Origin of the sequence: Bremerella cremea (assembly GCF_039541315.1) — a bacterium.
Taxonomy (GTDB): Bacteria; Planctomycetota; Planctomycetia; order Pirellulales; family Pirellulaceae; genus Bremerella; species Bremerella cremea.
Genome location: NZ_BAABFZ010000003.1, coordinates 1,944,102 through 1,964,414 on the forward strand (window position 1 = coordinate 1,944,102; position 20,313 = coordinate 1,964,414).

Sequence of the window (20,313 nt, forward strand, 5' to 3'; positions counted from 1 at the left end):
CGGATCGCCCTGCTCCGATGTTCGCCGTACCAGGCCATTTTGCGGCTGAACATGAGCGAGCGTAAGATTTTTCTGCCGCGGCGGAAACCCAATCGCGAGCCGGTTCGTCTTTACTGACAGACCAAGAACCGAACGCGAACCTTCTCTCCGCTTTGGGAGTTTGCCCCCATGTCCCGCATTGCTTTGATCGTCCGGTCGTTGTTGTCGTCGCTCGGCGTATTGCTGTTGGCTGGCACCTTATCGGCTCAAGGGGTGATTGTGATTCATCACCCGCATCCGATTCCGCTGCCACGTCCCATTCCGCGACCGATGCCGACGCCTCCTCCGCAGTCGTACAAGATCAGCAAGCTGGAAGTGAACGCCAAGGTCACCGATCAGGTCGCCCAGGTGCAAGTCGCTCAGCAGTTCACCAATACCGGCAGCCGACAGATGGAAGTTTCGTTCCTGTTTCCGTTGCCTTACGACGGAGCGATCGACAGCCTGACGCTGATGGTCGATGGCAAAGAATTCCCTGCCAAGCTGCTGCCGAAAGATAAGGCCCGCGAAGTCTACGAGTCGATCGTGCGTTCCAACAAAGATCCGGCGCTGCTGGAATGGACCGGCACCGGCATGTTTCAAACGAGCGTCTTTCCAGTTCCGGCCGGGGCCAGTCGCGAGGTCAACATCACCTATTCGCAGTTGCTGAAGAAGGATGGCCGGCTGACCGATTTTCTGTTTCCCCTATCGACCGCCAAGTATACCGATCGCCCGATCGAGAAGGTTAAGGTTCGCCTCGCGTTGGAAAGCGCGAGCCGGCTGAAAAGTATCTACAGCCCGACGCATGAAGTCGACATCCAACGCAATGGCAAGCAGCGGGCAGTCGTCACGTTCGAGCAAGAAGACTTCATCCCGACCAGCGACTTCCGTCTCTTCTTTGAAAGCAACGACCAGAAGCTTTCGGCCAGCGTGATCAGCTATCGCCCGGACGACGACGAGGAAGGTTTCTTCCTGATGCTCGCTTCGCCGCCGCCCCGTAACGAGGAAGAAGAGCCGCCAAAGAAGACGGTGCTGTTCGTGGTCGATCGCTCCGGCAGCATGAGTGGCGACAAGATGGACCAGGCCCGCGAAGCCGCCAAGTACGTGCTGAACCATTTGAACGAACACGATCTATTCAACATCGTTGCCTACGACAGCGATGTCGAAAGCTTCCGTCCTGAACTGCAAAAGGCGAACGCCAGCAGCATCGAAGAAGCGATCGGCTTTGTCGATGGTTTGTACGCCGGCGGCAGCACCAACATCGACGGCGCGTTGAGCTCGGCGATGAAAATGGTGCAAGACGACGATCGTCCCTGCTATATCTTGTTCCTTTCCGATGGTCGTCCGACGCATGGCGAAACGAACGAGATGAAGATCGTCGAGAACGCCCGGAAGCATAACCAGCACGATGCCCGGATGATCAACTTCGGCGTCGGCTACGATGTGAACAGCCGCCTGATGGATCGCCTCTCGCGCGAGATCAAGGGGCAAAGCCAATACGTCCGACCAGATGAAGATCTGGAAGAGCATGTCGCCCGGCTGTACCGCAAGATCAACGCCCCGGTGATGACCGACGTGAAGATCAAGTTCGACCTGGAAGATGGGGGCAGCCACTTCGTCAATCGCCTGCTTCCCAAACAGATTATCGACTTGTTCGAGGGAGAACAGTTGGTGCAGGTGGGCCGCTACAAGAAGGCCGGCAAGGCGAAGATCACCATCAGTGGCAAAGTGAATGGCAAGACCGAGAAGTTCGACTTCCCAGCCAACTTTGTCGAAGAGAGCCACGACCAGTCGCATGCCTTCGTCGAGAAGCTGTGGGCCGTTCGCCGGATTGGCGAGATCATTGATCAGATGGACCTGCACGGACAGAACGACGAGCTGATGACCGAACTGGTAACCTTGTCGACCGAGCATGGCATTCTGACCCCTTACACCAGCTTCCTGGCGGACGAAAACCAGTCGGTCGAAGAGCTGGCCTTGTCGCGGCGCGGTGCTGGAATGGGTCTCGAACGTTCGCGTGCCGAGGCCGAGAAGCTGGGCGAAACGACCGGGCGATCCGCCTTCTCGCAGCGTGACTTCAAGTCGCGTTACCAGAACGCCCAGAACGCCCCGGCGGCGACCGCTCCGGCACCTGGCTTCTCGAAGAACGCCCCAGCCGACAGTGCCGGTCAAAATATGGGCGGCTTCGGTGGCGGAGGCTTCGGCGGACCAGGCAACGGGGCCGCCAGAGGCAACGTGCGTTCAGCCGTGACCGGTCCGGTGATGCAAGACACCGAGACCGACGAACTGAAGGTGGTCGAGTCGGTCCGCAACGTCGGCAACCGTACGCTGTACTACCGCAACAAGACCTGGGTCGAGGAAGAAGCGGCCACGGCGGTCGAAAAGAAGAAAGACGCCGTCGTCGAGATCGAACAGTTCAGCCCGACCTACTTCGAGCTGGTCGCCAAGAACACCAAGGACGAGAACCTGGTGCTCTCGCAGCAGCGACCTGGCGAGCAGCTGCTGGTCAAGCTTCGTGGGAAGGTCTACCTGATCAAGTAAGCTGGCAGCCGACGATAGCGTCGGCCAGCGATCGTTCACCATGGCAGAGGCAGCCATCCTGGGCCGGCAGCAAGCAATTGTTGCCGGCCTTTTTTCGTTCCGAACCAAACTGCGGTAAATCGCGTTGTTGGAAATTTTCGTTTTCCCGGCTTTCCCTCCAGTTGACGCTGGGAAAAAACGATACATACTTCCGAAATCGACACCGGACCGTGTTTCTAAGAGGCCTTCTCACCTCCCCCAAATCGGTCTGGTTCAATCGCGTTTCAGGCGGAACGTGTCGATCGTTCTCGCGGTGATTTCCAGCACGCACCAGTGCTAAGTGGTAGGTCGGTCCTCGGGATGACCCTTGCCGCGATCCGACATTCTCCGAGGTCCCTTAGGCACCCCATCGCCTAGGCCCCATGGCAACTATTGTTTTGCTGATCACTACCGGTCTGTTGATCGGTTACGGGGTTTGGGAGCTGTACCGACATCGGCAACGGCTCGCCAAGATTCCGATTCGCGTCCATGTCAACGGAACGCGTGGTAAATCGAGCGTCGCCCGGCTGATAGCCGCCGGCCTGCGCGCATCGGGCATGCGTACCTGTTGTAAGACGACCGGCACCTTGCCGCGGATGATCGTCCCCAACGGCACCGAGTACCCGGTCTTTCGTCCTTCCAAGGCTAACGTCATCGAACAGGTTCGTATCGTCGACATGGCGGTCGAGTTCGAAGCGGAAGCCCTGGTGATCGAGTGCATGGCGCTGCGGCCGAACCTGCAGTGGCTATGCGAATCGAAGCTGGTTCGGGCGACGCATGGTGTGATCACCAATGCCCGCGAAGACCACTTGGATGTGATGGGTCCGACCGAAAAGGACGTGGCGTGGGCCTTGGCCGGCATGGTTCCGGTGAAGACCAAGCTGTTCACCGCCGAGCGCGACCACCTGGACGTGTTCGCCCATGCCTCGAAAGACCGCTCGACCCAGTTGGTCGCCGTGACGGAAGAAGATGTCGACGCGATCACGCCGCTCGACCTGGCCGGCTTCATGTATGTCGAACATGCCGAGAACGTCGCTTTGGCGCTCAAGGTGTGTGCCGATCTGGGTGTCGACCGGGCCGTCGCTTTGCGAGGGATGTGGGCCGCCAAGCCCGACCCAGGCGCGATGACCGCTCACGAGATGGACTTCTTCGGACGGCAGATCAACTTCGTCAACGGTTTTGCGGCGAACGATCCCGAGTCGACCGAACGGATCTGGAAGATGGCCCTCCAGCGCTATCCGGAAGTCGAACGCCGAGTGCTGGTGGTGAACTGCCGCCAAGATCGCCCCGACCGCTCGCAGCAGTTGGGCGCCTCGGTCACCAAATGGCCGCCAGCCGATTACTACGTGTTGATTGGAACCGGAACGTACATCTTCGCCAAAACGGCGACAGAAGCCGGGATCGATCCATTGAAACTTGTGTTCGCCGAAGACATGGCCGCTCCGGACATCTTCGAGACGATTTTGGAATACTCAGGCAAAACCTCGCTGATCATGGGAATCGCGAATATTGGTGGCGTCGGTCTCGACGTCGTTCGCTACTTCGCCAACCGCAGCACACAGAAGACCTTTAAATGACGGGGATTATCACAGTCGCAATCGGGGTTGGCCTGGCCGTCAGCCTCGTGTTTTCCGAAGTGTTCGGATTGGCCGCCGGGGGCATGGTCGTCCCAGGCTACTTTGCGTTGTTCCTGGATCAGCCGGTGAATGTCTGCATGACGGTCGTGGCTTCGCTGCTGACCTTCTTCCTGATTCACCTGCTGTCGAACATTGTCATCGTGTACGGCAAACGCCGCACGGTGCTGATGATCCTGGTCGGCTTCCTGGTTCGCTCGCTGTTCGATGCCTTGCCGGTGTGGGCCCTGGCTCCGCTGCACGCATTGCAGATCAGCCCCGCCGAATCGGCCGAGCATGCCCAGGTCATCGGGTACATCATTCCGGGTCTGATCGCCATTTGGCTCGATCGTCAGGGTGTGGTCGAAACCCTTAGCGCGTTGTTTATCGCCTCGACCGCCATTCGTTTGATCCTCATTCTGGCCTTCGGTACGGAACTCCACCTGTGAAGAAGATTTATTGGCGACCTAAAACCGTCTCGCGAACCGCGCTGATGCTGATTGCCTCGGTCGCGGTGGCCGGCCTGGCCATCGTCGAGAACGTGCGTGTCGATCGCAAGACACGCTATTACGAAGAAAAGCTGATCGCCACCGAAGCCGCCTCGAAAGGGATGGAAACGCTTTACCTGGCACGCGCCGAGCTGGGCTACGAAGTCGATCCGTCGCTCGACCCAGGTCGCAGCGGCATGATCGGGCTGACCAACTCGCCGGTGACCAGCATGGTGGGCGATTTGCCTTCGAAGCTGGCTTCGGCCAACCCCAACTTCGCGGCGATCTTTGTCGACATGCTGAAGGAAGTGGGCGTGCAAGAAGGAGACGTCGTCGCGGTCGGCATCAGCGGATCGTTTCCGGCGTTGAACTTGTGCATGCTGACCGCTTTGGAAACGGTGGGTGCCAAACCGATCGTGATTGCTTCGGCCAGCAGTTCGCAGTGGGGTGCCAACATCCCGGAACTGATGTGGCTGGACATGGAACGAATCTTGAACGAAGAACAGATCTTGTCGACCCGCAGCGTGGCGGCCTCGATGGGTGGCGACAACGATCGCGGTCTCGGCTTGCCGGAGAATGGCATCGAGATCGTTCGCAAAGCGATCGAGCGGAACAAGCTGCCGTTGATCGAAGCCCGCGTGAAGGAAAGCACCGATCAGCGGATGAAGCTGTATCGCCAGTACGCCGGCCAGAAACCAATCCGCGCCTACATCAACATCGGCGGCGGCGTGGTCTCGACCGGACGTGCCCTCGGCAAGCAGTCGTTCAAGACCGGCGTGAACCTGGTCCCTCCGCCAAACATCGACCAGATCGACGGCGTCGCGCCACGCTTCATTCAGGAAGGGGTGCCGGTGATTCACATCGTCAACGCCGCCCTGATCGCCGAAGAGAATGGCCTGCCGGTTCCACCGACCAGCTTCCCTGAGGTTGGCGTCGGCCCGGTGTTCGTCGTCAACGACTACAACAAAGCCTTGGCAGCCGTGCTGCTGGTGCTGATCGTGGGTGGCCTGTATGGCTTCATCCGGTCCGACATCGGCTTCCGTCTGCTGCGTGTCGCCTCGCCGAAAAAGACAAGCGGTCCACCCGAACCGATGGTCTAGCCGGCTGGGGGTTTACGTGCTTGGTAAACGCCAACCAATGCCCTCTCCCCTCTTGCGGGAGAGGGACGGCGGAGTGGTTTCTTATGGAGGCGGCAAATCGGATCGTCGAAATGAAAAAACGATTGGGCTTCTATCAAACCGCTTAGCAAACGACGGCAACCTGTTGTCATCGCTTGGCTTAGGAGATCTCAAACCGAGATCGATAACGACGATCCCCTCGGCAGAAGCCTCTTCCGGCGGGGTAAATCGACTTAGGACGCGGGCGTTTGCTAGCTTCACGGGGAGAATGGTTGACGTTGAAGGGCCATTCTTACGATACTTGGGGGATAGAAACCCTTTAAAAGTAACGACTAACGAGACGTGGCATGCCCGATTCGACCTCAACTTCCGCTCAACGACCAACTTCGCTCCGCATCTGGTTGGTGGTCGGTTTGTGCCTGGCATACTGTGTCGCGATTCGTGTGCTGCCTTATGTTCTGACCGCGATGGGCACCCAGGCCGAATGGTTCACGATGAACTTTCCCTGGTCGTTGACTCCGATTCTGGCGGTTGGCTTGTTCGCCGGAGCGACCTTCCGCAATCCTTGGGTTGCTGGTGGTTTGCTGCTGGCAGCCCTGGTCGCGAGCGATCTGGGGATTTGGGCGGTGAGCGGTCACTTCAACTGGGCGTTCTACGTCGGCACGCCGTTCAACTATCTGTGCATGCTGGCGACGATTGGCTTGGGCCTGACGCTGCGAAACGATCGGAGCTGGATCCGTCCGATCGGCACCGGTCTGCTGGCCGCCCTGGTCTTCTTCGTGGTGACCAACTTCGCCTCGTGGATCACGCTGCCGGAATACACCAAAGATCTTTCGGGACTGGCTAGCTGCTACGTCGCAGCCATCCCGTTCTTCCGTAATATGATGATTGGCACCGTGGTCGGAACGGTTCTGCTGTTCAACCCGGTGGTGCTCAGCTTGCTGCAGCCAGGGCAAAGCGGCGAAGTCGCCGGCAACCAACGCCCATCGTTCGGACGATAACCAGGCATCGACGCCCAGCGGAATGTGACGCGGCTCGCCAGCGCAACGGCTTGGGTCGCGTCGGCATGATGGGTTCTCTTTCGGCACTATCGCTATGCCTCAACTGACTGGCTCGATCGTCAAATACCCGGCGCGGAACCTGGTGACCTGGTACCTGGTTCTGATCATGCTCGGCACGTTGCTGCTGACGCTGCCCATCTGTCGCGGTTCTGGCTCGACGAATGTCTCGCTGCTGGATGCCTGCTTCACGGCGACCAGTGCCAGCTGCGTGACCGGTCTGGCGGTTCGCTCGACGCCGCATGGCTTCAGCTTCTGGGGCCAACTGGTGATCCTCTGCCTGATTCAGGTCGGCGGGATCGGGATCATGACGATCACGACCTTCACCATGTTCAACCTCGGCAGCAAACCGAGCCTTCGTGCGAGAGCGATTTTGACGGAAACCCTCGGGGCCAGCGACGACGCCGACCTGAAGTGGATTTTGCGGCACGTGTTGATGGTGACCGCCATCACTGAAGGGACCGGGTTTTTAATCTTGCTGGTCCGCAACTTGTTTCTGTACGACCCGCTGACCGCGGCGTGGCACGCGCTGTTCCATTCGATCTCGGCGTTCTGCAACGCCGGCTTCGCCCTGCACGACGACAGCCTGATGCAGTTTCAAGGCGACATCGTGGTGAACCTGACGATCTCGGCCTTGATCATTGTCGGCGGGATTGGCTTTCCGGTGATGGTCGACCTGCATAAGAACTTTCCGCTGGGAATTACCCGAGGGTGGCAGAACCTGCACATCCACTCGAAATTCATGCTGACCGGGACGGCGTTCTTCCTGCTGATGGGTTTCGGCGGAACGCTGTTTCTGGAATGGGATGGCGTGCTCGATCAGATGCCGCTGTGGAAGAAGATGATGGTCGCCGGTTTCCATTCGGTGACCTGCCGCACGGCCGGTTTCAACACGATCGACCTCGCCTCGCTGACCAACGCGACGCTGTTCATCTCGATGATCCTGATGCTGATCGGGGCCGGGCCTTGCTCGACCGGTGGTGGCTTCAAGGTATCGACCGTGGTGGTGATGGCGTTGCACGCGTGGAAGACATTTCAAGGTTCGACCCGCATTAACTTCGCCCGCCGTACGATCCCCAACGAAGTGATCCAGGCCGCAACGGCGACCGCCCTGCTCTTCTCGGTGGTGGCGATTGCGGCACTGACTATGCTGCTGGTGGTCGAACAATCGACGATCCCGCATCCGAAAAGCCAAGGCGTATTCCTCGATGCCGCGTTCGAGGTGGTTTCCGCCTTGGGTACCGTGGGCCTATCGACAGGCCTGACCGGTACGCTTTCGATCATGGGTAAACTGATTATCATCGCACTGATGTTCCTCGGCCGAATCGGTCCGATTTCGGTGTTCGCCGCGTTGTCGCGATCGGAACGAGCGGTGCCGGTCGAATACCCCAAAGAAGAACCTCTCATAGGATAGGCCGATATGCCTCCGGTGAAACATTTCTACATCTTGGGACTCGGTTCCTTTGGCGCAGCCTTGGCCAAGCAGCTGCATAAGAACGGCTGCCGCGTGACCGGCGTCGATAGCTCGCGCGAACGGGTCGAAGAAATCAAGGACGAACTGTACGAAGCGATCATCGCCGACGCGACCGATTACGACACGCTGCAGCACCTGTCGCTGAAAGACGCCAACGGCGTGTTCATCAGCATGGGGGAAGACATCAGTCCTTCGCTGCTCGCCACGCTGCATGCCAAGGAACTGGGTGCCAAACGCATTATTGTCAAAGGCGTGAGTCACGATCACGGCAAGCTGCTGAAAAGCCTTGGCGTCGAACGAGTCATCTTCCCCGAAGCGGAAATCGCCGCCACCTTGGCCGACCGCATGACCTGGCCCAACATCATCGACTTCCTGCCGATCGATCCGGAATACAGCTTCATGGAAGTCGCCGTACCCGATAGCATGATGGGCAAGTCGCTGATGCAGCTCAACCTGCGACAACAGTACGGCGTGTGGGTTGTCGGCGTGAAAGATCCGATGACCGGTAAGCTCGAGATGTTCCCCGATGGTGGCTACTCGCTGGGAGTCGACCAACTGCTGTTGGTGGTTGGCAAACAGTCTTCGCTCGAGCAACTTCGCAACCAGGTCTAGCTACGGCGCGACCAGCGCGAACGGCTCGCTGCGGTGGTCATTTCGTGCTCAAACATCGGGAAACGCCCCCTCGCTTATCTCGGGCGTTTTCCGAGCGAAATTGCACCCTGTGGACTTCGCCCACGCAGCGCGACAACTCTAAACCATGGCATTGGTTGCGTCGTCCAGTTAGCTGCCTCTTAACTGTCTCGAGTCGCAGGCATCAACGCATGTCGATTGCAAATACGTCACGCGGTCATTGCTAAAACGCGACAAATTCCTGAATAACTTGCCATTTTTTTGTGGTTCCAGTAGAGTTGGCGGTCCACTTCTAGCGAATTGGCTGCCCCTCGTATTCATGTCTTTTAAGGTGGATACGCCAACTCGAACTCTTATCCAGGAATCGTCTATGTCTCTCCGAAACAAACGAACGAAAGCCGGTTTTACGCTGGTTGAATTACTCGTCGTGATCGCCATCATCGGTGTCTTGATCGCCCTTCTACTGCCAGCGGTCCAGCAAGCACGCGAAGCTGCGCGACGCATTCAATGCACCAACCATTTGAAGCAGTGGGCCTTGGCCACGCACATGCATATCGATACCTATGGCGGCTGGTTTCCGCTGGGTGGCATGAATGGTACCAACAACCCAACCAAAGTTCAGAACGGCAAGTCGTACCATCGCATCACGTGGGCTGTCCAGTTGTGGCCCTTCATCGAACAAGGTGCGTTGTACGATCAATACGACTTGAATCAGCACTTCCACGACGGCCCGAACATGGCCACGCTGCGGGTGCCGGTCGACATGTACTATTGCCCTTCCGACAAGGTCGGTGCGACCCAAGATCAGAGCGACACCTATTGGCGTGTGATGGGTAACTACGTCGGTAACTTCGGCAACGCTCACTTGCACCATACGTCGTCCGACGCGGTGGCCTGGTTGGGGGCTCCGTTCCGGATTCGTCACGTCTCGCGAATGAGCGAAGTCACCGATGGTACCTCGAACACGGCGTTGTTCTCGGAACTGCTGATCGCTTCGCCAGACCGTCTGGACGATAACCGGGGCGACTTCCTCAACAACGAAGGCAGCCCTGGCTTCATGTCCCTGCTGACGCCGAACTCGTCGACGCCAGACCTGTGCCGTCAGTGCAAGGCTTCGACCATGGACCCCACCAGCAACGACTATCGCCGGATGCCATGCTCGACCGTCAGCCAGCCGCACGAAGCTTACAACGCAGCTCGTAGCAATCACCCAGGCGGCGTCCTGGTGGCCAACTGCGATGGCTCGGTCCGCTTCGTGGGCGAGACTGTCAATCAGTCGACGTGGGAAGGGATGCTCTCCGCATTTGGTGGCGAAGTGATCGAAACCCCGTAAGTGGTTCCCTTGGCTTGAACGCCACGTGAAGGCCGCCGCATCGCCACCACGCTTGCTGCGGCCAGAAGCGATTGGCTTCGATTCCGATCTGAATATCTCTCGCAGGAAAACCTCATGCGTACTCCCCCTTACTCGTTCCTGGTCACCCTGATCGCCCTGTCGCTGTCTGTTGGCTGCAGCAGTGGCGGCAAGTCAGGCGAAGTCGAAGTGAAAGGAACCGTCACGATCGACGGCCAACCGATTCCCCGCGGGTCGCTTTCGTTCGTGGCAACCGACAAAGCCGCACCAACCGGAGGCGCGGTGATCAAAGATGGCCAGTTCATGGGCTTCACTATGCCTGGCGAAAAGAAGGTGGTCATCATCGGCAACAAGGTCGTCGGCCAAGAGAAGCTGTACGACACGCCTGACAGTCCGACACGCGACAAGCTCGAAAGTGTCGTTCCCGCCCAGTATGGTGCTCTCCAGACAACTCCGTTGACGGTCACCATCGATGGACCTCAAGACGACTTGAAGTTCGAGCTGACCAGCGGCAAGTGACGTACTAACCGTCCTCCAAGCAGAAGGGTCGCCCGGTTGTCAAAAGCGGGGCGGCCCTTTTTTTATTGGCTGCGACATCCCCTTTCCTTGCTGCCATACCCAGCGCAATGTGGCGTCCAGAACCGCCGATTCGCGGTGCGGATCAGGCAGTTTGATTTGCCCGGCAAAAAATTGACGGATAAAATTACGCACGATTCGCGAAAAGCGGAAGTCGCGTTCTCCTACCTCAAGTCCTGCCTGTGGGCGATCCCTTACCACTAGCCCACCCTTCTGGCCGGAATGCCTCAATTTAGGCACCCTTAAGAATTATTTTCATTTGACACTTAAGGCCCGTTGGGGGGATCCAATTTCCCACAATGCGTGTTTATAACGGTGCGAACGCCCCAACCTCCGAAAGGGCCTAATCGCCACATTCGACGAAAACCTCCTTTTTTCACAAGGCTATCCCGGTAGCACTTTTCATGTGTTATTATTTGACGCAACCTTGCTGATTACCGGAAGATAGCCACCCACGGAGCAATCCCTCTTGAACGTTCTCTTTGCCAGCAGCGAGGTTTTCCCGTTTGCCAAGACTGGGGGTTTGGCAGATGTAGGCGGCGCGCTACCAATCGCCCTGCAAGGGTTGGTCGACCAGGTTACGGTCATTCTTCCCGCGTTCCGACATATCTATAAGTCGGGACTGCCTATCGAAGAGTTGCCGATCTACTTCGACGTACCCGTTGGCGGTCAGGTTGCCTCGGGCCAGCTATTGCGATCGCATCTGCCGAATTCAGATGTCCCGATCTACTTTGTCAAAAACGACGAGTACTTCGATCGCCCCGAGCTTTATCGCGAAGCGGGAACCGACTACCAAGACAACTGCGAACGTTTCGTCTTCTTCTGCCGCAGCGTGCTGGAAGCGATTCGTTTGCTCGACCTGAAGATCGACCTGATCCACTGCAACGACTGGCAGACAGGTTTGATCCCGGCGTACTTGAACATTGAATACCGCGCCACGCGTGGTTACGAAGACATCTCCAGTGTCCTGACGATTCACAACATGGCCTACCAGGGTAATTTCTGGCACTGGGACATGCTGCTGACCGGGCTCGACTGGAAGTACTTCAACATGCATCAGATGGAGTTCTACGGCCATCTGAACTTCCTGAAGACCGGCATCGTCTTCGCCGACGCGATCACGACCGTCAGTCCCCGTTATGCCGAAGAGATCCAATCGCAGCCGATGGGTTGCGGACTGGAAGGCGCCCTGCGTGAACGTCGCAAGGTGCTCGAAGGGATCGTCAACGGTGTCGACTATACCCGTTGGGATCCTGCGGTCGACGACGCCTTGATTGCCAAGTACGACTTGAGCAACTGGGAAACGAACAAGCCACAGTGCAAGAAGGCCCTTCAGGAAGCTTTCCATCTGCCGACCAACCCCAACGTGCCGGTGATTGGCATGGTGGGCCGCATGGCCGACCAGAAAGGCTTTGACCTGGTCGCCAAAGTGATTCGCGAACGTGCCAAGACCTGCGATTGCCAGTGGGTGATCCTGGGAACCGGCGAACCGCATCACGAAGCGATGCTCAAAGAACTGAACGCCCTGTACCCGAACAAGATCGGCGTGCGTGTCGAGTTCTGCGAAGCGAAGGCTCGCCGCGTGGAAGCAGGCGCCGACATGTTCCTGATGCCGAGCTTGTACGAGCCATGCGGGCTGAATCAGCTCTACAGTCTGCGTTACGGCACGGTGCCGGTCGTTCGAGAAACGGGCGGTCTGGCCGACACGATCACCAACATGACTCCGGCCACACTCGAAACAGGCACCGCCAATGGTTTCAGTTTCCGCGAGTACACTGCCGAAGCGTTGCAGGACATCCTGGAACAAGCCATCACCACCTATCGGGAACAGCCTGATACCTGGAAGCAGATTGTCGAAACCGGCATGGCCCAGGACTGGTCGTGGGATCGTAGTGCCCAGCAGTACATTGAACTCTATCAAAAGACGATCGAAGCCCGACGTTCCCTGTAACGCCGGGCTCCGCCGACAAGGATGTCGCCGTGAGTCGTAGCTCTGACAATCAACTTCGCCGAGACCCTTTGCTCGGCTTTGAAGTCGTCGTCGCCGAGGGACGTGAAGATCGTCCCCAGCAATGGAAGGCCTCGATACCGGCACCTTCCGCCATGCGTTGCCCTTTCTGTGGCGGCCATGAAGACGCCACCCCGCACGAACGACTCGTTCTGCCAGGCAACCTGTCGCGCACCAGCGATCACCTGCCGTGGGAAGTGCGCGTGCTGCCGAACATCTTCCCCTCGCTCTCGCCCAACTTTCCAGACGAAGCCGCCTCGACCGACGACTTCTTCCAGACACGTTCGGCCAGCGGTGTGCAGGAAGTGATCGTCGAATCGCCGGAACACGTGACTTCGTTCTCGCGCTTGCCCGATCGCAACGCGGTGCTGACCTTTCAGGCGTATCAGATGCGGCTGAACGCGCTGCGCGAAGAAGGCCGTTGTCGCTACGTGCAGTTGTTCAAAAACAACGGTCCGGCGGCCGGGGCTTCGCTGGAACATGCCCACAGCCAGTTGATGGCGACCAAGGTCGTGCCACCGATTGTCCAGCACGAACTGACCGCCAGCCACGAATACTTCCAACGCACCGGCCGCTCGTTCTGGAGCGACCTGATCGAGCGCGAACTGGCCGACGGATCGCGCATCGTTTACGCCGACGACAACCTCGTGGCGTTCTGTCCTTATGCCTCGCGATTGCCGCTGGAGATGTGCATTCTGCCGCGGCAACCTCAGGCCGATTTCGGAGACGCAAATTCTACGCTGTTAGAACAGCTTGCCTTGTTGTTGAAGTCGCTGGTAGGGCGAATGGAAAAGGCTTTAAATTTCCCGGCATATAACTACCTGATTCACACGTTGCCGTTTGACACATTCCCTGCGGAGCACTATCACTGGCATGTAGAGGTTTTGCCACGTGTAACGGTTAGGGCCGGGTTCGAGTGGGGCACGGGTCTGTACGTGAATCCTGTTTCTCCCGAGCGGGCAGCGCAACTCCTTCGCCAGCCGGCCTGATCGATATAGACCGGACGACCCCTCCAGCTTAGAGTGACTCGTCCGGCAAAGTCGTTTGGAAAAGCTAGCTAAAGAGCAATGGTTCTGCCGATTCGTCGTGTATCGATCAGGCGAACACCGCCGAAAACCTCCCCGACTCCCAGGAAACTCCCCCGAGAAACCTATGAACAACACGATTCGTCTGTGCCTGGTACTGCACAACCATCAACCAATCGGCAACTTCGATGGCGTTTTCGAGCAGGCTTATCAGGACAGTTATCTTCCCTTCCTGGACGTTTTCGACTGCTACCCAGACATCAAGATCGGTCTTCACACCAGCGGCCCGCTGATGGAATGGCTGGACGTTCACCATCCTGAATACCTCGATCGTCTGGCGGCCCATGTCCGCAGCGGCCGCATCGAAATCATCGGTGGTGTTTTCTACGAAGCCATTCTGCCGATGATCCCGCCGCGTGATCGCGTCGGTCAGATCTCGACCTACACCCAGTGGCTGACCGATCGCCTGGGTGCCAAGATCCAGGGCATGTGGATGCCGGAACGGGTCTGGGAACAGCCCCTCACTTCCGACATTGCCGATGCCGGAATCCAGTACACGATTCTGGACGACTTTCACTTCAAGAACGCCGGCATCCCACAAGACGAACTGTACGGTTACTACGTGACCGAAGAATGCGGCAAGCTGTTGTCGGTCTTCCCTGGCAGCGAACGTCTGCGATACCTGCTGCCCTTCGCACCAGCGCAAGACACCATCGAATACATGCGTGGCATCGCCAACCAGTTCCCGAACTCGGTCCTGGTGTTTGGTGACGACGGCGAGAAGTTCGGTACATGGCCCGACACCAAGGCGCACGTCTACGATCGCGGCTGGTTGGCTCAGTTCTTCGAACTGCTGACCGCCAACAAAGATTGGCTGCTGACGACCACCTTAGCCGAAGCGACCGAGGCCCTGGCTCCGATCGGCAAGACCTACATCCCAGAAGGCAGCTACCGCGAAATGACCGAGTGGGCGATGCCTGCCGCTCAGCAGATGGAATTCGAAGACCTGGTCCACTCGCTGGAACATGAAGACAACTGGCCGAATATCAAGAAGTACATCCGTGGTGGTTACTGGCGTAACTTCAAGGTTCGCTATCCCGAAACGGACGAAATGTACTGCCGTGCCTTGGGCATCAGCAATCGTCTGGCCGCTGCCGAAGCCAACGGCTGCGACGCGCAACTGCTGGCCCAGGCCAAGACCGAGCTGTATCGCGGTCAGTGCAACTGCAGCTACTGGCATGGTGCCTTCGGTGGCACCTACCTGCCGCACCTTCGCAACGCGGTTTACAAGCATCTGATCGCTGCCGACAACCTGCTTGATCAGGCCGAACACAAGGGCGGCAACTTTATCGAAGCGGAAGTCGCCGACTTCAACCTCGATGCTCGCCAGGAAGTTCGCCTGGAAGACGACAAGCTGATCGCTCTGCTGGCTCCGGCCACCGGCGGCATGCTGTACGAGCTCGACATCCGTTCGATCTGCCACAACCTGCTGGCCACCTTGTCGCGTCGTCCTGAAGCGTATCACCGCAAGGTGCTCGCTGGTCCTTCGTCGGGCCATGGCGAAGTCGCGTCGATCCACGATCGCGTGGTCTTCAAGCAGGAAGGCCTCGACAAGATGCTGCAGTACGACAACCACCAGCGCAAGATGTTGGTCGATCACTTCTTCGACAACAACGCTTCGCTGGAACAAGTCGCGCTGAACAACGCCATGGAACGTGGCGACTTTGTCGGATCGCCGTTTGAAGCGAAGATCCGCCGCAACCCTGATCGGATCCAGGTCCAGATGTCGCGTAGCGGCAATGCCTGGGGCATCCCGCTGAAGATCACCAAGGGTGTCACCATGTCGGCCGGCAGCAGCACGCTGGAAATCGCCTACATGCTGGAAGGCCTGCCGCAAGATCAGGTCCTGCACTTCGCCGTGGAAATGAACATGGCCGGTCTCCCATCGGGTGCCGACGATCGTTACTTCCACCAGGCCAACGGCAACAAGCTGGGTCACCTCGGTACCAACCTCGACCTGCACGAAGTCCAAGACCTCGGTCTGAAGGACGAATGGCTTGGCGTCGATTGCCGCTGGAGTGCCGATCGCCCGACCAGCGTGTGGACCTTCCCAATCTCGACCGTCAGCCAATCGGAAGGTGGCTTCGAGATGGTTCACCAGAGCGTGTGCATGATGCCTCACTGGTGGGTCCAAGGCGATGCCGAAGGCCGCTGGAGCGTGGTGATGCAGTTGGAAATCGACACCGCTCTGGCCGAAAGCCGCATGCCACAAGACGTCCGCGAAAGCGTCAACGCCGGCTAATCGCTGCTTGCCGCCTGTCAGGGGGAACCCACCCCGCTCGAAACGACCAGAACATCCCATCCATCGTGGTGGGATGTTTCGTTTCTTGCGATCTTGAATTGGCCACCAAGGTGAAACAGGACACCTTTCTGGCATGACTTACGCAAAATCGTAAATATCGTAGTTGGTATCCAGGCCAACCACTTTTACAATGTCGTGTATTAAATAGCGCGAGGGCGGACGCGTTCGTACTCTTAGCCAGAAACCAGAAACAGGGAGTTAGCGATGAAGTTCGCTTGGAAATTGAGTTGGTCCACGACGCTGGCCATCGGTCTGCTGGGTAGTGCCAGCCTTGTTCACGCTGCCGAAGAAGATGCCAAGCCGGCAGCAACGGTCGAAGCAAAGCCCGAAGCGGCCGCCGAAGCTGATTCGGAAGAAGCCAAGAAGCCTATCGACGTCATGAACGAAGCCTTTGCTGTGGCCCGCACCGGTGGCCCCGATAAGCTCCCGATTCCAGCACGTTTCGCCAAAGCGGCTGAAATGTTCGATGAAGTCTGGACCATGGATCTGACGCCGGATGAAAAAGTCCGCGCGATGAACATGAACGTCAGCTTGCTGATGGCGCTGAAGAACTCTGGCGATGCAGAAGCGGGTAAGAAGGCGATGGCCATGCTCGAAAAGTTCAGCACCAGCGAAGATGAAAAGGTCGCCGCATCGGCTACGACCGCGCTGATGAACATGAAGCTGGGCATGCTTTCGGAACTGCCACCAGCCGAACGCGAAGAAATCATCAACGGCATCAAGAAGCCAATCCTCGAAAGCGAACCATCGCCAGCAACCGCTCAGCAGGCCGCTCAGTTGGCTCGTGCTTTGTCGCGTGGCATGGAACCAGCCGCCGCCGCCGCGGAAGTGCTTGTCCTCGCCGACCACTTCAAAGACGCCGACGATCCGAAGCTGGCCAAGGCTTACCAGCGTCTGGTTGGTCTGAGCAACCGTCTGCTGCTGCCAGGCAACCCAATCGAAATCACCGGCACCACGCTGGATGGTGAAGACCTGGCGTTTGCTTCCAAGTTCAAGGGCAAGACCGTCGTCGTCGACTTCTGGGCAACCTGGTGCGGTCCTTGCATCGCCGAGTTCCCAAACATGAAGCGTCTGTACGAGATCTATCACCCACACGGTTTTGAAATCGTCGGCATCAGCCTGGACGACACCCGTGAAAAGGTCGCGACCTTCGTCGAAGAACGCGAACTGCCATGGACCATCGTCTATACCGAACGTGGCGAAGGCGAACGTGGCTGGGACGACAAGAACGCCGTGTTCTACGGTGTCGACGCGATCCCCACGATGATCTTCGTCGGTAAGGATGGCAAGGTGCAGTCGCTGACCGCTCGTGGTCATCAGCTCGACGAACTGCTGGCCGAAGCCTACCCAGACGTCGAAGTTCCAGCCGAAGAAGAAAAGAAAGAAGAAGCTGCCAGCGAATAAGCCTGGCTTCCGTCGCCCAATTCGTTGAGTGACGACGCTTTCCCCGATAAGCTGAATGGCTGCTTGAGTTTTCAAGCAGCCATTTTTCATGCCTCGATGGAACCGAAGGATCGTCATGATGTTCGGCCTCTCTCCCCTGCTCCGAGTCTTGCTGACCGGTTGGATCATCGCGTTTTCGTCCGTCGGCTTGTCGGCCGAACCTGCAGCCGACCAGCCCGCCGCCGAAGAACCTTCGCCAGTCGAAGCCGTTTTAATCAAGGCCCGCCAAGCCGCTCAGCCACGCACCGGCGACGACCTGCTGGAAGCGGCCAAGCTGATCGATCAGGTCTGGGACCTTCAACCGACGCCGGAAGAAGAGATTAAGGCGATGAAAACGAAGGCTCGCTATCTCTATCAGGCCGGCGTGGCGGGCAATCAGGGAGCCCGTTTCGACGCGAAGAACTTCCTGGACCAGAAAAGCCACAGCAAGGTTCCACAAGTCGCGCTCGCCGCCCGTAGCTCGCTACTGGAATATCAACTGCAAGAGATCATCACGCTGCCCAATCGCGAGAAGCAGTTCTACTTCGATCAGGCAGAGGCCTGCGTCCTCGAGAACCCTCCGTCGACCGCCACCGGCGATCTTGCGTTCCTGCTGATCGATAGCGTGCATGGTGTGCATGGCCCGGTCGTTGCCGGCAAGCTGGCCTCGAAGATTGCCAAGCACTTTGCCGGCATCCAAACGAAGCCGCTGGCAACGTACTCGCAGTTTCTCGCAGGCATGGCCAATCAACTTGCCTTGGTTGATACACCGATCGAAATCAAAGCGACGCGGCTCGATGGAACCCCGCTCGATGTCGCCCAAGACCTGCAAGGCAAGATCGTGCTGATCGACTTCTGGGCGACCTGGTGTGGTCCTTGCATCCGCGAGTTCCCCGAGATGAAACGCCTGTACGAGATCTATCATCCGCACGGGCTCGAGATCGTCAGCATCAGCCTCGACGACACCCAAGAGCCGGTCACGCAATTCGTGAACGAGCGCGAGCTGCCATGGACCTTCGTCTGGGATGCCCCTCCCGAAGGAATGCCTGGCTGGTTCAATCCCAATGCGATGCGCTACGGTGTGCGCGGCATCCCTGCGATGTTTCTGCTGGGGAAAGATGGCAAGGCGATTGCGCTTTCTGCTCGCGGACGGCGGCTGACGAAGCTGCTGAAAGAGGTCTTTCCTGACGTGGAAGTACCTGCCGAAAAGCCCGCCGACGAAACACCTTAAGTGCTTCCGATGCCGACGTTTGGTCGCGGCAATCAGGGACCGACACAACCACCCGGCGTGCAACAATTTAATAACCACGATGGCTGCATATGAAAATAGGCAGCCTTTTTTCGTGGTCTAGAATAGAACCGCAGGCATGGATTTCCACGAATTTGGGAACCATCACACAGTGCTAGGAACTGAGGAGAGGTGGATGAAAGCTTGGTGGAAGGTTTCGGTCGCATTGGTTCTTTCCCTGGCGGTAATTGCTCCGGCAATTGCTGACGACGCGAAAGATGCCGACCCGGCGACCCAGCCCGCGGAAACCACGTTCGCCCCAGCCAACGCCGAAGAAGGCTGGAAGCAGACCGACGCTTTCATGCGAGATCAATCCAATCCGCTACCGGCCAACGAGCGTCTGCTGAAGGGCATCCAGATGATGGATGTTGTCTGGGAGATGCCTTCCGACGCCGAGCTGAAAAAGAAGATGGTCTGGATGCGGTTCTCGCTTCGCCTGACGCTCGCCAACCTGGGCGAGAAGGATAGCGTCGACCTGCTGAAAGAAGACCTGCAGAAATACGCCCAGCACGAAGACCTGGCCGTAAAGACCGAAGCGGTCGACGGCCAACTGACGCTGGAACTGCTGCTGGCTCGCTCGCTGGACGCCGATGCCCGGACCGAGTTGTTGCAGCAGAAGCAGCAAGAGATTGAAGCGATGCCGGTCGGACCTTTGTCGACGCGACTGGCAACGACGCTGGCCAAGAACCTGAGCATCGTGTCCGACAAAGCGGTCGCCTCCAAGATTGCCGATGGCCTCGCTTCGCACTTTGCTGAATCGTCCGACGAAAAGGCCCAGGCCATCGCCGAAGAGCTGAAAGGCTTCTCGCGCCGCATCAACCTGGTCGGCAATCCGATCCGCGTGGTGGGCAAGAAGCTGGATGGCCAAGACCTCGACTTCGCCTCGCTGAAAGGCAAAGTGGTCCTGGTCGACTTCTGGGCGACCTGGTGTGGCCCATGTATCGGCGAATTCCCGGACCTGAAGAAGCTGTACGCCGCCTATCACCCGCACGGGTTCGAGGTGGTCGGCATCAGCCTGGACGATACCAAATCGATTGTCGACACTTTCGTGTCGCAGCGCGAGCTCCCTTGGATTGTCGTCTGCAACGCCGAAGGAGACGACTACAAAGGTTTCCGTGACGAGAACGCCGTCTACTACGGCATCAACGCGATTCCGCAAATGATCCTGGTCGATCGGAATGGCATTGTCTTGGATACCGAAGCCCGCGGCGAGAAGCTGGCCGAACTACTGGCCGAGATGTTTCCCGACGTGGAAGCCCCGAATTTGAAGGAAGCAGAAAAGGACTCTACACCGTAGCCCGTCGCCCTGTAGCTGCCGCTTAGGCG

15 protein-coding genes are annotated in these 20,313 nt (G+C 58.2%); all 15 read left to right on the top strand.

The window, feature by feature from the left end:
* Window positions 1-168 precede the first annotated feature (168 nt).
* Complete coding sequence (locus ABD890_RS10095; protein WP_345088408.1) at window positions 169-2,556, top strand: VIT domain-containing protein; 2,388 nt, start codon at window positions 169-171, stop codon at window positions 2,554-2,556.
* 401 nt (window positions 2,557-2,957) lie between these two features.
* The gene (gene pgsB / locus ABD890_RS10100) at window positions 2,958-4,151 is read left to right on the top strand and encodes a poly-gamma-glutamate synthase PgsB (RefSeq protein WP_345088410.1); all 1,194 of its coding nucleotides are present in this window, start codon (window positions 2,958-2,960) and stop codon (window positions 4,149-4,151) included.
* Window positions 4,148-4,636 (top strand): poly-gamma-glutamate biosynthesis protein PgsC, encoded by a 489-nt coding sequence (pgsC, locus tag ABD890_RS10105; protein ID WP_345088412.1) that lies wholly within the window; start codon window positions 4,148-4,150, stop codon window positions 4,634-4,636. Before pgsB ends, pgsC begins: the two co-directional genes overlap by 4 nt.
* Window positions 4,633-5,775, top strand: coding sequence for a poly-gamma-glutamate system protein (pgsW, locus tag ABD890_RS10110; RefSeq protein ID WP_345088414.1), 1,143 nt, complete (start codon window positions 4,633-4,635; stop codon window positions 5,773-5,775). Before pgsC ends, pgsW begins: the two co-directional genes overlap by 4 nt.
* A gap of 365 nt (window positions 5,776-6,140) precedes the next feature.
* A complete protein-coding gene (locus tag ABD890_RS10115; RefSeq protein WP_345088416.1) occupies window positions 6,141-6,794 on the top strand; it encodes a DUF6580 family putative transport protein in 654 nt (217 codons plus the stop codon).
* Between the two features lie 94 nt (window positions 6,795-6,888).
* The gene (locus tag ABD890_RS10120; protein WP_345088418.1) at window positions 6,889-8,265 is read left to right on the top strand and encodes a TrkH family potassium uptake protein; all 1,377 of its coding nucleotides are present in this window, start codon (window positions 6,889-6,891) and stop codon (window positions 8,263-8,265) included.
* Between the two features lie 6 nt (window positions 8,266-8,271).
* On the top strand, window positions 8,272-8,937 hold the full coding sequence (locus ABD890_RS10125; RefSeq protein WP_345088420.1) for an NAD-binding protein: 666 nt from the start codon (window positions 8,272-8,274) through the stop codon (window positions 8,935-8,937).
* Window positions 8,938-9,325: 388 nt separating this feature from the next.
* The gene (locus tag ABD890_RS10130; RefSeq protein WP_345088422.1) at window positions 9,326-10,288 is read left to right on the top strand and encodes a DUF1559 domain-containing protein; all 963 of its coding nucleotides are present in this window, start codon (window positions 9,326-9,328) and stop codon (window positions 10,286-10,288) included.
* A 114-nt stretch (window positions 10,289-10,402) separates the two neighbouring features.
* Window positions 10,403-10,825, top strand: a complete 423-nt coding sequence (locus ABD890_RS10135) for a hypothetical protein (protein WP_345088424.1) — start codon at window positions 10,403-10,405, stop codon at window positions 10,823-10,825.
* A gap of 526 nt (window positions 10,826-11,351) precedes the next feature.
* Window positions 11,352-12,833, top strand: coding sequence for a glycogen synthase GlgA (gene glgA, locus ABD890_RS10140; RefSeq protein ID WP_345088426.1), 1,482 nt, complete (start codon window positions 11,352-11,354; stop codon window positions 12,831-12,833).
* Window positions 12,834-12,862: 29 nt separating this feature from the next.
* Window positions 12,863-13,879, top strand: a complete 1,017-nt coding sequence (galT, locus tag ABD890_RS10145; RefSeq protein ID WP_345088428.1) for a galactose-1-phosphate uridylyltransferase — start codon at window positions 12,863-12,865, stop codon at window positions 13,877-13,879.
* 163 nt (window positions 13,880-14,042) lie between these two features.
* The gene (locus tag ABD890_RS10150; protein WP_345088430.1) at window positions 14,043-16,217 is read left to right on the top strand and encodes an alpha-amylase/4-alpha-glucanotransferase domain-containing protein; all 2,175 of its coding nucleotides are present in this window, start codon (window positions 14,043-14,045) and stop codon (window positions 16,215-16,217) included.
* 264 nt (window positions 16,218-16,481) lie between these two features.
* Window positions 16,482-17,681, top strand: a complete 1,200-nt coding sequence (locus tag ABD890_RS10155) for a TlpA family protein disulfide reductase (RefSeq protein WP_345088431.1) — start codon at window positions 16,482-16,484, stop codon at window positions 17,679-17,681.
* Window positions 17,682-17,796: 115 nt separating this feature from the next.
* Window positions 17,797-18,930, top strand: coding sequence for a TlpA family protein disulfide reductase (locus ABD890_RS10160; protein ID WP_345088433.1), 1,134 nt, complete (start codon window positions 17,797-17,799; stop codon window positions 18,928-18,930).
* 193 nt (window positions 18,931-19,123) lie between these two features.
* Window positions 19,124-20,284: a TlpA family protein disulfide reductase gene (locus ABD890_RS10165; protein WP_345088434.1), complete on the top strand. Its 1,161-nt coding sequence runs from the start codon at window positions 19,124-19,126 to the stop codon at window positions 20,282-20,284.
* Window positions 20,285-20,313 lie beyond the last annotated feature (29 nt).

Bases quoted from the DNA above. Each gene is read 5' to 3' on its own strand.
- pgsC (WP_345088412.1), top strand. From the start codon at position 4,148: ATGACGGGGATTATCACAGTCGCAATCGGGGTTGGCCTGGCCGTCAGC.
- ABD890_RS10150 (WP_345088430.1), top strand. From the start codon at position 14,043: ATGAACAACACGATTCGTCTGTGCCTGGTACTGCACAACCATCAACCA.
- ABD890_RS10130 (WP_345088422.1), top strand. From the start codon at position 9,326: ATGTCTCTCCGAAACAAACGAACGAAAGCCGGTTTTACGCTGGTTGAA.
- pgsB (WP_345088410.1), top strand. From the start codon at position 2,958: ATGGCAACTATTGTTTTGCTGATCACTACCGGTCTGTTGATCGGTTAC.
- ABD890_RS10095 (WP_345088408.1), top strand. From the start codon at position 169: ATGTCCCGCATTGCTTTGATCGTCCGGTCGTTGTTGTCGTCGCTCGGC.
- ABD890_RS10120 (WP_345088418.1), top strand. From the start codon at position 6,889: ATGCCTCAACTGACTGGCTCGATCGTCAAATACCCGGCGCGGAACCTG.
- ABD890_RS10115 (WP_345088416.1), top strand. From the start codon at position 6,141: ATGCCCGATTCGACCTCAACTTCCGCTCAACGACCAACTTCGCTCCGC.
- ABD890_RS10165 (WP_345088434.1), top strand. From the start codon at position 19,124: ATGAAAGCTTGGTGGAAGGTTTCGGTCGCATTGGTTCTTTCCCTGGCG.
- ABD890_RS10125 (WP_345088420.1), top strand. From the start codon at position 8,272: ATGCCTCCGGTGAAACATTTCTACATCTTGGGACTCGGTTCCTTTGGC.
- ABD890_RS10155 (WP_345088431.1), top strand. From the start codon at position 16,482: ATGAAGTTCGCTTGGAAATTGAGTTGGTCCACGACGCTGGCCATCGGT.
- ABD890_RS10160 (WP_345088433.1), top strand. From the start codon at position 17,797: ATGATGTTCGGCCTCTCTCCCCTGCTCCGAGTCTTGCTGACCGGTTGG.
- ABD890_RS10135 (WP_345088424.1), top strand. From the start codon at position 10,403: ATGCGTACTCCCCCTTACTCGTTCCTGGTCACCCTGATCGCCCTGTCG.